The sequence below is a fragment of the Mucilaginibacter robiniae genome (assembly GCF_012849215.1).
Classification (GTDB): Bacteria; Bacteroidota; Bacteroidia; order Sphingobacteriales; family Sphingobacteriaceae; genus Mucilaginibacter; species Mucilaginibacter robiniae.
The window spans coordinates 4,328,581-4,342,196 of the sequence record NZ_CP051682.1; the positions used below are offsets into that span (position 1 = coordinate 4,328,581).

Annotated in this window: 13 protein-coding genes; 3 read left to right on the forward strand and 10 right to left on the reverse strand. The window is 39.5% G+C overall.

Annotation, left to right across the window (positions count from 1 at the left end; genetic code table 11):
• Positions 1–139: 139 nt before the first annotated feature.
• The 5 genes from HH214_RS18880 to HH214_RS18900 form a co-directional block, all read right to left on the reverse strand.
• On the reverse strand, positions 140–790 hold the full coding sequence (locus tag HH214_RS18880; protein ID WP_169610280.1) for a hypothetical protein: 651 nt from the start codon (positions 788–790) through the stop codon (positions 140–142).
• 136 nt (positions 791–926) lie between these two features.
• The gene (locus tag HH214_RS18885; protein ID WP_169610282.1) at positions 927–1,403 is read right to left on the reverse strand and encodes a hypothetical protein; all 477 of its coding nucleotides are present in this window, start codon (positions 1,401–1,403) and stop codon (positions 927–929) included.
• Positions 1,404–1,788: 385 nt separating this feature from the next.
• Positions 1,789–2,331, reverse strand: a complete 543-nt coding sequence (locus HH214_RS18890) for a hypothetical protein (protein ID WP_169610284.1) — start codon at positions 2,329–2,331, stop codon at positions 1,789–1,791.
• 581 nt (positions 2,332–2,912) lie between these two features.
• A complete protein-coding gene (locus HH214_RS18895; protein ID WP_169610286.1) occupies positions 2,913–3,782 on the reverse strand; it encodes a polysaccharide deacetylase family protein in 870 nt (289 codons plus the stop codon).
• A gap of 650 nt (positions 3,783–4,432) precedes the next feature.
• Positions 4,433–4,642, reverse strand: coding sequence for a hypothetical protein (locus tag HH214_RS18900; protein WP_211166261.1), 210 nt, complete (start codon positions 4,640–4,642; stop codon positions 4,433–4,435).
• Positions 4,643–4,829: 187 nt separating this feature from the next.
• Between HH214_RS18900 and HH214_RS18905 the strand changes: the two genes are divergently transcribed.
• Both HH214_RS18905 and HH214_RS18910 read left to right on the forward strand, forming a co-directional pair.
• Positions 4,830–5,978: a lycopene cyclase family protein gene (locus tag HH214_RS18905; protein WP_169610290.1), complete on the forward strand. Its 1,149-nt coding sequence runs from the start codon at positions 4,830–4,832 to the stop codon at positions 5,976–5,978.
• Complete coding sequence (locus HH214_RS18910) at positions 5,965–6,927, forward strand: Brp/Blh family beta-carotene 15,15'-dioxygenase (protein WP_169610292.1); 963 nt, start codon at positions 5,965–5,967, stop codon at positions 6,925–6,927. The genes HH214_RS18905 and HH214_RS18910 overlap by 14 nt, the downstream gene beginning before the upstream one ends.
• On the opposite strand, the gene HH214_RS18915 is transcribed toward HH214_RS18910, so the two are convergent.
• From HH214_RS18915 to HH214_RS18935, 5 genes are all read right to left on the reverse strand, one after another.
• Positions 6,924–7,763, reverse strand: coding sequence for a bacteriorhodopsin (locus HH214_RS18915; RefSeq protein WP_169610294.1), 840 nt, complete (start codon positions 7,761–7,763; stop codon positions 6,924–6,926). The two genes, HH214_RS18910 and HH214_RS18915, sit on opposite strands and share 4 nt — an antisense overlap.
• A 273-nt stretch (positions 7,764–8,036) precedes the next feature.
• Positions 8,037–8,294, reverse strand: coding sequence for a hypothetical protein (locus HH214_RS18920; protein ID WP_169610296.1), 258 nt, complete (start codon positions 8,292–8,294; stop codon positions 8,037–8,039).
• A gap of 28 nt (positions 8,295–8,322) precedes the next feature.
• Positions 8,323–8,979 (reverse strand): hypothetical protein, encoded by a 657-nt coding sequence (locus tag HH214_RS18925; protein ID WP_169610298.1) that lies wholly within the window; start codon positions 8,977–8,979, stop codon positions 8,323–8,325.
• Between the two features lie 697 nt (positions 8,980–9,676).
• A complete protein-coding gene (mnmE, locus tag HH214_RS18930; protein ID WP_169610299.1) occupies positions 9,677–11,050 on the reverse strand; it encodes a tRNA uridine-5-carboxymethylaminomethyl(34) synthesis GTPase MnmE in 1,374 nt (457 codons plus the stop codon).
• Between the two features lie 487 nt (positions 11,051–11,537).
• A complete protein-coding gene (locus HH214_RS18935; protein ID WP_169610301.1) occupies positions 11,538–12,182 on the reverse strand; it encodes an HAD family hydrolase in 645 nt (214 codons plus the stop codon).
• A 184-nt stretch (positions 12,183–12,366) separates the two neighbouring features.
• On the opposite strand from HH214_RS18935, the gene HH214_RS18940 reads away from it, so the two are divergent.
• Positions 12,367–13,572, forward strand: a complete 1,206-nt coding sequence (locus HH214_RS18940; RefSeq protein ID WP_248282145.1) for a metallophosphoesterase — start codon at positions 12,367–12,369, stop codon at positions 13,570–13,572.
• Positions 13,573–13,616 lie beyond the last annotated feature (44 nt).

Genomic DNA, 13,616 nt, shown 5'->3' on the forward strand with positions numbered 1-13,616 from the left:
TAACAGCAATTCAATAAATATGTTTATGACAGGAGATTACACACTAGGGGGATCAAGCAACTAAAAGCGGGGTAGTTTTTCTCCGGTCTTGTTGTTTACGAAACTGTTATTGACAACGTTAAATCACAGCAACAAAGGTTCAGGCTGTCAGCAAAGTCAAAAGAGCTAACAGAAAGCATATGATGCACGATATAAAGATTATTCCGGTTTTGATTTCACAAAAATGGTGGTGCTTTTTCAATACCGTTCTGCGGACGAGTGGGACAAAAAACAGGCAAAGGCAAATCAGAAATAAGAGACCCAAGGGAAGAAACATAGCGCCCGGGAGATTGAAAAATGAATGTTTACCTGCATCATGGATGATAGCCGGAATACACAACACATTCCAGCTAACGACGATGCCAACCACCGCACTGGTTTTAATCGGAAAGCTTCCTGAAGATTGTAAACTGGCAATTTCCTGTTCGATAGTTTCAGGCATAGGTTCGCAGTTAAGCAAAAATCCGGTGTCTCTAATATGCTGGATTAAAGAATTTGCATTACCAACTGGCCTGAAAATAATATGATCACTATATCCACTTACTTTATGTCTGATCTTAATACCTTTCCGGATACCTAGGAAAGAGTCATGTAAGTCGATTGACACAGTATCAGAAGGCCGAAATATAACGGTGCCTACTAAAGATATGGTTAATTGTACCTTAAATGGAGTAATCGTCAGTCTGGCGAAAGGATACGTACCATGCGCATTTCCAATCTCACCGCCACCTGTTACTATAAATTCTCTCATCTATTAATCAAGTAAACAATTCATGATTATCAAAAATGCAATAAAGTATTTTTACTAAACACTTTATTGCATATCCTAATAGTGCATTCATGCTTTCAAGAGACTTACGCAACAAAAAATATGATCAAACTCTACATTATGCATTGAGTTTGGAAGTACAATTTTCAATAGTCTGTTTTAGTTCGCTAAAGCGCTCAAGCTCCGGGATAATCTCTATGTTTCCTTCACCTGTCAGCCAGCGTGCAATTGCAGATTTGCTTCTATCGCGAAGTGCTATTGTACCATCCGTCTTATTTGTTATTAACAAGTTCTCCCACTGAATTTTTTTGTCGTTAGGTGGCATATAGAACGCTACACCCTCATCATCCAATACAATTCGATAATGGCGGTACCTTTGCTTAAGTAGCATATACCCTAACAGTAAAGCCAATCCGTAAGCCGGGATGCATACAGCAGCTCCTGTAAACACATATGTCCAGTCAAACTTGAGTCTTAAGGTTATATACACCGTAAACAATACATAAACAATAACCATCAACTTGACAGCCATTTTAATGGTTCGAAAAGCAGCAGCAGGTAGCTTTGCTGTATCTATTTTGTAGACTTGATACATGTAATAAAACAATAATTGTCTCACAGTTAACCAACAAGGAGCTAACTTGTTGGTTAACTGTGATGTTGACGAATTTGAATTTGTTCTTATGAAAAAGACCAGATTATTTAATCTGCCTCTTATGGGGCGTGCAGCAGAAGAAAACAGACATGGCGGTAAAGCGCTAGCTTGCCCGCGGTGCTTATGCAGAGAGTTGGTTTTATTGGTATTTGTGGTTGCTAATCGGCGTTCCGCTACTTTTTGCTTTGAGCTTGCTTAAAGACAGGTTCTTTCCTAAGCTGATATTGAGCCCCAAAACATCCTCCGGTTTGCGGAAGTTTTTTGATATTGTATTAATTGTGATTTTGTCAGTTGTCGGATTAATTATTTTGATAGTGCTGCTGACTTACTTCTTCCTGTAGCTTAACGAACTGTGCTTTGATTTTAGATGCAAGTACTTATCAAGGGCAGCTAATACATGCTCCTGAAAATCTAAAGCATGTGCACTGTTTTCATTCATTACCGCTGATGAAATAACAGTACTGGTATTCCACCATTTGGAATTTTTTGGAACAACATTGTACCGGAACGTACCCCTGGCGCTCCGCATAAGGATAATGCCGGAAATCTCGTCAAAAGGCAATGTTGTGGTTCGCCAAAAGCCAAAAAGGAGTTTATACATTACCCGGTTATTTCTATTAAATATAATGGTGGTGCGGCCAAATAGCCCAAAGAAGATAATCATTAACAGGTAGAGCACTGTTATCGGCCACAAAACAGATATAACGTTTGTAGAAGTATCATTAAATGCGTTAACTACTAATAGCACCCACACTATGCACACTATGCTAGTAATTACACACATAATATAGATAGCACCATACGGATAAACTGTAACTTGTTCAGGTGTAATTTCCCAGCGGGTCTGGATTAAACGCTTTATCGTCATGTTCGAGAAAAGGTTAACTGTTTTATAGGAAACAGGTTACAAAGCTACCGGTTTTATTGCGCTGTATTATTTTGCAACATCTACAAAGTTTATCACCCTGTTGCAGTAATGCAGAGATTAAATCTATATAAGTGTAAGAACCGGGTTGGAACATGTTGATATGTTGAGCCGCGACAGGAAACCAGCCAGTCTATACTTATGAGCTCGGCAAAGACCATAAGCCCGAACCACCACATGTAAGATGCGAAACCGATCCACAGGCCCCCCAACGCAGATCTCAGTACTAAGTGGTAAAAGTGAATGTTGTGAATCAATACAAGTTCACCGTCCTTTTTCAATAAAATACGTTTCTCGGACGTCAATGCTATTGAATATATGTTGACTCCAGTTTGAGCTACGGCTGAAATAGTTAACATTTACTTAAACAGCGGGTTAATAACTTGCATACTGTTGTGTTAGTTTGCTACTTTGGAAGTGTCTTCAATCCTTTATCAACATTTATAGCAACATTTGTAAAATCAAAATGAGAGGTGTTATTGATGTGAGTTCTCATTGAAAAACTCCTATTGTCATTAGTGCCATTATTTAAAGCTTTTTTTGATGGCATGGTTCAGGTTGCTAGCCGACCAGTAACCGCTTCCAATGATTCTGCGAATAGTAAAAAGCGGCTCCTTAGAATCACGCTTTTCTGCCAATTGAAAAGCTGCTTTGAAGTGGTGCTTTTTTAGTTCCGGCAGTATGGATGTGTTCCATAACCCATAAGGATAAGCAAAGTATTCAACCTTCTTACCAGTTAACTGCTCCAAGGTATTGGTTGGGCCATCCACCTGTACTGTCCAGTCATCCAGTTTCGGGTTAACATCATGTTTATATCGGATTACCATTTTATGATCCCAGGTATGGCTGCCAATTACGTTGCCTTCTTCAGACAGTTGTTTGACTTGCGCCTTGGTCATATAATGACGGTGACCCAGTGAAACGGTCATGATAAAGTACAGGGCTTTAAAATTATATTTCTGAAGTTCAGCTCGTCCTATGGTGAACTGGTCTAGATCTGTATCATCAAGAGTGATCATGATGGGGTTAGCCGGTAAAGGTGCACCTGTAGTCAGATATGCAAAGAGCTGATTAGGCAAGATAGAATGATAGCCGCTATCAGCCAGCATTTTGATTTGGGACTTAAAGCGATCTACCGGGCAGATATCGTCCTTGGCACTTTTAGAATCACGGGCAGTCCAATTGCGGATTTGATGATAACACAGCACAGGCACTTCCTTACGCGTCACAATGGTTTCCGCATCTGATGTTTGTACAAGCGTTATTGTTGTGCTACGTGTTGTTGTATAACTATCTTGGTGATTAGGTGCGTTTTGATGACCTGTTGGCTGGCAAGATGCCAAATAGAATAGTGTTATTATAGGCAGTAAATACTTTGCTAGGTTGTTTGTCATGCTGGTTGATCAGGTATGGGTATTGCACATCGTAAATATAATTTAGTCAGGTGACATGCGAAGATGATCTCGGCACTAATCAATGAGATCTTGGAGGTAAAGCTACTTTATTAGTTAAAAAAAGAAGGTCTATTTTATAAAAATCTCTCTTTTTGCACACTTCTACACTGAATATATGACAAGGAGTGCACGAAATTAACTTCGAAAGTTTTCTTTAATGCAATCAGTGGCTTAAGTAGACCAAAGCCTTGTTTTTACGAGTTTTTCGGTACACCAAGGAATTTACTAAATAATTCACTTTCTGCCCATATACTGCCTCCATGCCGTTTAATAATTTCGCAACATAGATAAAGGCCGATACCAAAGCTGGCAATATGCTGGACCTAGGTATTCTTCGTACGGTAGTAATGATCGGATAGCTTGGGTAGATCATTTTGACTGATATGCATGCCTTGTTCCAAATTGGTAGTTGTTAATTCCTCATTACGGGCAGCTAATTCCTAGATCAACAACTGCTCCCGATTCTGGCTTTCTTTAACCGCCTGTTCCAGGAGGATGCGCTTAGTGTCGTTGATAATGGTATTGATGATGTAAGCGACATTGGTTTCGTCATTTAAAGCGTCTTCATGACGGTTGTGTCAGTATAGGTTTCATACTGGTTGGAAAACAATGCCTTTTGTCGCAATCACATCCATAAAGGCGTTAAGCACAATGATTTTTTGGATAAATCGCCCTCGCTGCCTGGAAAAAGCTTCGAAAAACTCTTTACTTAATATCTCATCACGAATTTTGTGTACCAAGTTCAGGTAAGTTTCACTAAATATTAAAGTAGTAAATCTCGCCACATCTATTTTTATCACCAATGACTGAAGTGAGCTTCTAAAAAGGGTATGAAGTTCTTTATTATTATAAATAAATCACTATTGGAATGTGCCACTTGCAAAGATAAAAAGGTGATAAATTTAACTAATACTTACAAAGTATAACTGGTTGCATGAAAACAAATTTACTCACTCTCACATTTTTAACGGAACTGCGTGAATTTTTATGGTGCTTCAAAAATTTGATATTGTTATTATCGGGGCTGGTTGTGCCGGCTTGCAACTGCTGCAGCAGCTTTCGCTGCTTGAAAACTGGCCCGATTATAAAGTATTGCTGATTGATGATGGTGCCGAAAAGCAGCAGTCATGGTGCTTTTGGTCGGCATCTGGACACCCGTTACAGCATTTGGTTACTAAAACATGGCATCAGCTTACTTTCAGTGCCGCGAGCTTTTCAACCTGTCAGCCTATACAACCATATGCCTATCATTACATTCCGGGAAGTGTGTTTTTTGACTATTTCAATCATCAGTTTATTCCCCAGCATAGCAACATTACGGTAATGCGGGCCCGGGTTAACCATGTTACAAAATTAGGAGGTGGTTACTTAATTAAAGCACAGGAGATGCAGTGGTGGGGGCAAACCTGCTATAGTAGTTTGGCACCTAAAGAAAGCCCAAAGCCTGAGCTATGGCAGCATTTTAAAGGTTGGTATATAGAAGCCGAGCAGGATGTTTTAGATACCGATACAGCCATTTTAATGGACTATACAGTACAATTGTACAATAAAGTGCATTTTGTGTACGTGCTTCCTTTTTCAGGGAACAAGGCATTGGTGGAAGCAACCTTTTTTTCGGAGCGTAGGGAAGACGAAGAAACTTACGACAGACTGATTACGGCCTATCTGCATCAGGCCTTTCCGTACATCAAATTTAAAGTAACTGCTACCGAAGTAGGGTGTATTCCCATGAGCAGGCATTCGTTTAGTCGGTACGGGGCAGCGGGCGAGGTGTTGATAGGGCAGGCAGCCGGTATGGTGAAAGCCAGCACAGGTTACACCTTTAACCGCATTACCCGTGACAGCATTTTACTGGCAAAGCACTTTGGTGAAAAGCTGCCTTACCAATGGCCTGCAACGCGTGGTAGGTTTCGGTTTTACGATCAATTGCTGCTCAATATAATTATAGCGAAGCCATACATAGTTCGTGATATTTTTACCCGGTTGTTTAGGCATGCCACTATGCCGCAGGTGCTTAGGTTTTTAAATGAACAAACCACACTGGCGCAGGAAGTGGGTATATTTTTGCATTTACCCTGGAGGCCTTTTCTAAAGCAGGCTGTAAAGCATATATTTAACCGTAGTGGCACAAAGTAACCCATATACGCTGCAAAATGTAAAGCTCGTCTGCTTTACGGTGGTAGCAGGTATTTTGCTGACGGTTTGGCAACTCATCGACGGGTGTATTCCTTTGCCTATGCAGCTGGTTTTTTTAATGGTAAGTCTGCTGTTAACCGGTATACCGCATGGTGCGCTTGATCATTTGGTGCAGCAGGAACAGTCCAGGCGGCAGCAAGGCCGCTTTCGGCTGATGTTATTTTTGGGCAGGTATGTGGCCATTATGCTGCTGTATGCGCTGGCGTGGTATGTATTTCCGCAGTTGAGCCTTTCCTTCTTCCTTCTGATATCCTGCTGGCACTTTGGAGAAACAGACATCAGCCTAATGCCGCAAACCCCAGTGCTTACTGCATTGCTCCGGTTGCTGTATGGCATATCGGTATTGGTCTGGATTTTACTTCCCCACCAGTTCGAAGTAAGTCCTATACTGCTACACATGGTTACCCGAAATGGCTTAATTTATAGTCACTGGACTGCCATTGCTTCAAACTCCTCTTGGCTTATACCAGCATCGAGCATGGTTATCTTGGTGGCTTCGATAGTTACCGCATTTATAAGGCAGGGCAACCGTTATTGTTACTGGCTGAGGTTGCAGTTGGTGGTGGTATTGCTATGCGGATATGCGTTGCCTTTGTTGCCTGCTTTTGCCTTGTATTTTGCCGGCTGGCACTCGCTCATTACCTTGTTTAATATCAAAGGGTTTATTACCGACGGCAATACCACCCATAATAAACCCTTGCTGATTCTGTGGCTGAAGGCTTTACCCTTCAGCCTAATAGCTATTACCGGCCTTGTAGCGGCCGGTTATTCGTTTAGGCGCTATGCGCCTTTGTTTGATCCTTTGCCGCTACTGTTTGTGTTTTTGTCGCTCATTACACTTCCACATATGGAAGTGATGCATAAGTTAAACAGTTCGGTACCTGGTTAGTCTACCATGTGTGTGTTCATGGTAGCATCTTCGGCTACACGCTTCTCCAGTATCTTTTTGGCAGCCAGGTATACTACTGCACCAGCACCTACTTTATTGATTACGTCAAAAATGCTAAACGAAATATGGATGTAGTTCAGGTTAAAACCATTAATGGTGGTCAAGATATAACCTATAGGATACACGCCCCATGTAGTAACGGTAGATAAGGCAAGCCATTTGTAAGCGGTACGTTCCTCTGGTTGTACAGTATCTTTGAAACGTTTCCACAGGTTCCATAATATTACCGGGATAATGATATAGCCTAGGGTAGATATAGCACCCCAAATCAACTTGTCACCAACCATAATGTGGCCGTTGGCAGTTAATTGCTGCTCGCCAATGTAACCGGTAAATACCATAAACAAATCGGCAAATAATAGCCAAAAAATACTGTTTTTAGCTTGGTTGGGTTGTATTTTCAGCATACTTACGGCTTTTAGTAATAACAGGGGAGTAGTAATAGACCAGTCGATGTATCGCAGCTGACCAATGGCGTTGTATGAAGTTCTCAGCAGTTCATCCCTTTTAATGGGGTCGGTCGTGTGAGCCAGTTCTCTCAACATTTCGTGATAAAAGTGCGCAATCAGCATGTAAGATATACCTGCTACCGCCGCAATAATAGCCGTAAAATACCGGGAAGTACGATGCTCGGGTGCTACGCTGGACTTGCCCAGCCAGCAAAAAATGACGTTTCCTAAAAAGGCATAAGCCGCAAAAATGAGGAAAAAGTACGTCACCATAGATGACATACCAACACTGTTGGCAGTGGGAAGAAATGAGTCAGAGAATTCCATATATTTATATTGGTTAAATTTTAATACTATTAGTTAAGTGTTTTTCAATAAAGTATAACCACTTATAAATGTTTTTCTTTTAAAACATTTAATGACTTTCAAGTTTCCTTGCCGTGTGTATCACAGGCTCATGATCTGTTATTATTGGTCCATTTTAATGTGAAAGAGTAGTAGAAGCAGAGCTTAGTTAAAAAGAGAATGCTGATTTTAAGCTACTAAACGACCGTTTTTTGGTTTTTACTAATAAAAGTTTACAGTATAACAACTCGCCAGCTAGACATTTCGAATGGTCCCATGCTTGGTCAGGATATGGTTCAAACTTAAATCAGTATCATTAAGGTAGATGAACGAAATTTCATCCTGAAAACATACATAAATGTAAGATAAAACCCAAACGTCAGTCGGCCCAATGGTGCTCTGGCCCTGCAATCCTTTTTCAAAGTGTGGTGGATTGATAAGGGCATATTTAATCTTTTTTTCGATCAACAGCTTTTCAGCTGACCGGATAGCTTGCAGAGCGGTGTGTTTCAAGATAGGTGAAAGAGATAGTGGTATAAAATTAACTTAATTCAATCAGCGCCATCAGGTGCGACAAATAATGATTTGATTCTGGCTGGTCAAATGTTACACCTGCAATATATTGATTGCCGTTTAAAGCCTGCACATAGCCGAAGTAGCAAGGTGTAGATTTTTCAAGCCGGGGTGTGCGTAAGTAGGTGAGCAACCGGCCGGGTCGTTCCAGATACAGTTTGTAAGTGGCGATGAGCTGATGCAGCCGGCTACCGGAAAGCTGCCGGAGCACCTGGTTATCGGCACTAATCAAGCTTTGTAGGTTAAAACTGATTGTGGAATCACCGATTGGAAACTGCACCTGGTGATCAATGCCTTCTGCTCCCCGTTGGCCATCAAAAATTAATAGTGTTGTTTCCTCAAATGTCTTTGTTAATTCAGACAAATCAATGAATGTCCATGTTTTGCGGTCACCCACCGTTTCTTCTAGTTGTTCAAGTAAACTACCCAGCTGGCCGGCTTGCTGGTGATCTTTTCCGGCATTGTCTATCCAGCGCCCATTATACTGGGTAATTACGGTTTGCTGGTTATCAAAATCAAAGGTATAGTACAACTGTTCTTCAATTTTATCATAACCCCGGAAGATTTGCAGAGTTCGGGTGCTGGTGTCTTCTCTAAAAATCGTATAAATAGGATTAGCTGCCATAGGGTATATAACAGTTGCATAAGCAGCTTAGTTTCATCCATTAGGGTGCATATTCCTGGCTAAGAAGCTACTGCTGCTTGATTATACATCTTACTTATTTTTTATAATCGGTTCTCTTACCAACTTACCTTGTTTTACGGTCCATAATGTGCAAAAAGCTTATCCTGTTTATTTGGCTGTTATGTTCAGCAACGCTAATGGTCTAATTTCGGATAGAAAAGGAAAAAGAATTGAGTAAATTATCCAATGTAGAAGTATATGGTACCAATGAAAGCCATACAACCTTGCATCAGCTTGAAAAAAGGTTCTGTTTAACGACTGTTGGTTTACTCCTTGTGAAGCCTGTTGTTGTAAATCCAACAATCAAGTGTCTCACATTTGTCTTTGCATTTAGGTAATAATTCAGATACAATCTAGAGCAATCATTTTAAAAGGAGAGGTGCGGATAATTATTGACACTTTCATGCTATTAATCCTGGTTTGTAAAACCATTTAATAGCTGAAAATATAAAACGAAAAAATATCTAAAAAAATTTGGGGAGAAAAATGACGTTTTTTAAACGTTTCGTAAAACCATAGGTAAGCTTTCAAATAAAGGAAAAACGGGTAATACTTGTATATAGAAGGCAGCTAAAAGTAGATAAAACCGCCTTTACCTTTTATATACAGATGTTTGTATATAAAAGGTAAACGCGGTTTACTTTCCGATACAGAACTTAGAAAAAATATTATCCAACAGATCATCAGTGGTAACTACACCGGTAATCTCACCTAGGTAATGCAAGGCTTGTTTAATATCAATAGCCAGAAAGTCGGAACTTACTGCAGTATCAATACCTTGTAGGGCTTTAATCAACGCTTGTTCCGTTTTTTGCAAAGCTTCTAAGTGACGTACATTAGTAATTAAAGTCTCATTACCATTCAACCGGCCTTGTACGCTATGCTGATAAATTAGCTGTTTAAGCTCTTCGATATGCGTTTTCCCTTTAGCTGACACGGCAACGTAGGTTGTGCCTTCGGGTAGGTTGGGGGCCTGCTGTGTTGTGTTTTGCAAATCAATTTTATTGGCTATCACCAATACCGGCAAACCGGGTTTATGTAAACTGACAATGTCATGCTCAACATCTTTTACAGAAAGTGTTTGCACGTCATATACATATAATAGCAAAGCAGACTGGCTTATTTTTTCCATTGTCTTCTGCACTCCAATTTGTTCAATCGCGTCTGTAGCTTCACGAATACCGGCAGTATCTATTAATCGGAAATTGATGCCATTTATGTTTAAAGTTTCCTCAATAGTATCTCGAGTGGTGCCGGCAATATGGCTAACAATGGCTCTTTCTTCATTCAATAACGCATTTAGTAAGGTGGACTTACCAGCATTAGGTCTGCCGGCAATTACAGTACTAATGCCTAGCTTAATAGCATTTCCTAAATCAAACGATTGGATGAGGCGGCCAATTAATTGGGTGATATCATGTATAAGTTGCCTTAACTGGCTACGATTAGCAAACTCTACGTCTTCTTCCGAAAAATCAAGCTCTAGTTCAATCAATGATGCAAATTGTACCAATTGCTCACGTAAAGTTTGCAATTCGGTACTGAAGCCACCTCGTAATTGCTGCAAAGCAGCTTGTTGTGAAGCTTTGGAATCAGACGCAATCAAGTCGGCTACGGCTTCAGCTTGCGAAAGATCAAGCTGACCGTTCAAAAATGCTCTAAGCGTAAATTCACCTGGCTTAGCTGCACGGGCACCTTGCTTAATCAGCAATTTTATAATAGACTGAATAATGTAAGTTGAGCCATGACAAGAAATCTCCACAACGTTTTCACGGGTATAGGAACGAGGTGCAATAAATAATGATATCAATACTTCGTCTAAGGCTAAATCACTATCATGTATAGTTCCGAAGTGAATAGTATGTGAAGGCTGTTTAATTAAATTCTTTCCTTTAAAAACACTTTGAGCAATAGTAATTGCTTCGGGGCCAGATAAACGAATAACAGCTATAGCACCACTTCCATTCGGCGTAGCCAGTGCAACAATAGTATCTTGAGTTTGATAATTCATTAAATAAGTACAAGGCTGCAAAAGTCTGCAAATAAGTTAACCATTATGTTTTGTAGCTGTAAAAATATCAGCATATATAAGTGTCATACAATGCTAATATGAAATAGCTTATAAAAATAGATAAATTTATAGGCGTAACTTAATTGTTATAAATGCTTAGGAGCTACTTTATGGCATAATAGATGTTCAGACGAGAACAAATTTACATCCTGAAGAAAGGTATGTAGTTTAAGATAAACTGATCAGAAACATTCATGCTTAACATAATGAAAGCACTTTATTTTTTCCTAATATCCAGTTTTTTGCTTTGTGTTGCTTGTAACTCGCCTGCTAAAAAGCAACATAAAAATAAGCAAAATAAGATTAATAATTTTCAGAATAGGGGTATGGAGATTGATCCTAAACAGTCGCCAAATAACAGTATGAATAAAACTGGTTTGAATACCGACAGTACTCAAACTGATACTGCCGGTAAATGACTAAGCAATCATAAAATTTCCTGTAAGTCTTTAAACTGTTTTATTGTTGTAATAGGTTCACCTGTTACTTTGCCAAAGCCATACGCAGCAAAAATCATAGGAACTCCCGCTTTAGTGCTGGAGTCATAATCGCCCTGAGTATCGCCAATATAAACTGGAGCGTATAAGCTATAATCGGCAATCACATCTAGGATATTCTGAAATTTAGGTTGACTTTTGGTTCCATAACATTGGTGACCTGCAAACACGTGTTCAAAGTTATGTTGTTTCAGAAAAGATTCAATGTAACCGTTCTGGCAATTACTTACTACAAACAATTTATATTTGTTACCTAGATATTTTAAAGTCTCTTCCAAATCAGGGTATAATGCTCCACCTTTAGTACTTAACATTTCCAGTTCATACCGAGCCGATAAGTTTTTGAATTCATTACGTTTTTCGTTGCTCAGGTAAGGAGTTAATTTTTCAAATATTGCATCGTAGGCCATACCGGCAATGGAGCTTACTACGGCTGGAGTAACATCATCTTTTACATAGCCTAATTCTTCCTTAGCCTTTTGCCAAGCCTCAGCTACGGTGATGGTCGAATCCCACAAGGTTCCATCTAAGTCGAATATAATGCTATCAAATTTATTTTTTAGGTTTGCTTGCATGGTTATTAATTAAGCTGCAAAAATAAACATTAAAGCGGAGTACCTACTCTGGCTTTATAAACTGACAGCCTTGCAACAAAATGGAAGGCTGTAGTGTTAGCTACTTTTAACACATTGATATATACTTATGCATCGTGGTGGAATTATAAAGTTTTTTTTGATACTGGCAGCTATCAGTTTATTGATGGACTGGTACGTTTATCACGGTTTAAGAACGTTATTAGCTGGCTGGTCAAACAACCGTAATAAACAACTGGTATTGTGGGCGTATTGGGTGATAAATGTAGGAGTGTTAATGGTGTTTGTAGCTGGGCTAGGTAGCTTCACTACAGCACGTGGTATGACGCCTTTTCATGAATGGGTACTCAGTATTTTTCTAACTTTTTTGGCAACTAAAATAGTATTTGTTTTGGTGCTGTTTCTAGGTGATGTTTACCGGCTTTTCATTGGCTTGTTAAACACTATTAAACATACTCCACTACAAAATGGACAATCTATATCATCAAGGCGAAGATTTATTAGCGAAGTAGCCGTTCTACTAGCTGCTATTCCGTTTACCTCATTCTTTTATGCCATGTTGCGAGGTAAGTATGATTATCGAGTACATCGCCACACTTTGTTTTTTGATGATTTGCCAGAAGCATTTGATGGTTTTACAATAACTCAGTTGTCCGACATCCATTCAGGAAGCTTTGATAACACAGCAGCTGTTCGAAAGGGTGTTGATCTGGCTCAAGCGCAGAAATCAGATTTATTTGTTTTTACTGGAGATCTGGTAAACAATGTAGCATGGGAGATTGAACCTTACTTAAATCATTTTAGTTCATTAAAGGCACCTTATGGGCAGTTCTCTATCTTGGGTAATCATGATTATGGAGATTATATACAATGGAACAGCCAACAAGAAAAAGAAGCTAACTTGCAAAAGTTAAAAGAACATCATAAAACTTTAGGGTACCGATTATTATTAGATGAAAATATTGAGCTAAATAAAGGAGGAGAAAAGATTGTCCTAATTGGTGTACAGAATTGGGGACGAGGCTTTATACAAATAGGAGATTTAGACAAGGCGCTAAGCAATGTTGATCCGCATTCATTTAAGGTTTTGTTATCGCATGATCCTACTCATTGGGAAGAGAAGGTTCGTTATCATCCTACACAAATACATTTAACATTATCCGGCCATACGCATGGTGCACAATTTGGTGTCGAAGCTGCAGGCTTGCGTTGGAGTCCGGTTCAGTACCGCTACTTAGATTGGGCTGGTTTAGCTAATGAAAACAACCGTTATTTATATGTAAATAGAGGCTTCGGATTCCTAGCTTTCTCAGGTCGATTAGGTATATGGCCGGAAATTACAGTTATTACTTTAAAACGGAAAATAGCATAAAAAAAGGCATCCAAATGGAGGCCTATTTTTTTATGTAGATAAAT

Excerpts from the sequence above, each read along its gene's own strand:
- HH214_RS18935 (WP_169610301.1), bottom strand. The coding sequence starts at position 12,182 with ATGCAAGCAAACCTAAAAAATAAATTTGATAGCATTATATTCGACTTA.
- HH214_RS18890 (WP_169610284.1), bottom strand. The coding sequence starts at position 2,331 with ATGACGATAAAGCGTTTAATCCAGACCCGCTGGGAAATTACACCTGAA.
- HH214_RS18915 (WP_169610294.1), bottom strand. The coding sequence starts at position 7,763 with ATGGAATTCTCTGACTCATTTCTTCCCACTGCCAACAGTGTTGGTATG.
- HH214_RS18895 (WP_169610286.1), bottom strand. The coding sequence starts at position 3,782 with ATGACAAACAACCTAGCAAAGTATTTACTGCCTATAATAACACTATTC.
- HH214_RS18885 (WP_169610282.1), bottom strand. The coding sequence starts at position 1,403 with ATGTATCAAGTCTACAAAATAGATACAGCAAAGCTACCTGCTGCTGCT.
- HH214_RS18925 (WP_169610298.1), bottom strand. The coding sequence starts at position 8,979 with ATGGCAGCTAATCCTATTTATACGATTTTTAGAGAAGACACCAGCACC.
- HH214_RS18905 (WP_169610290.1), top strand. The coding sequence starts at position 4,830 with ATGGTGCTTCAAAAATTTGATATTGTTATTATCGGGGCTGGTTGTGCC.
- HH214_RS18880 (WP_169610280.1), bottom strand. The coding sequence starts at position 790 with ATGAGAGAATTTATAGTAACAGGTGGCGGTGAGATTGGAAATGCGCAT.
- mnmE (WP_169610299.1), bottom strand. The coding sequence starts at position 11,050 with ATGAATTATCAAACTCAAGATACTATTGTTGCACTGGCTACGCCGAAT.
- HH214_RS18940 (WP_248282145.1), top strand. The coding sequence starts at position 12,367 with ATGGACTGGTACGTTTATCACGGTTTAAGAACGTTATTAGCTGGCTGG.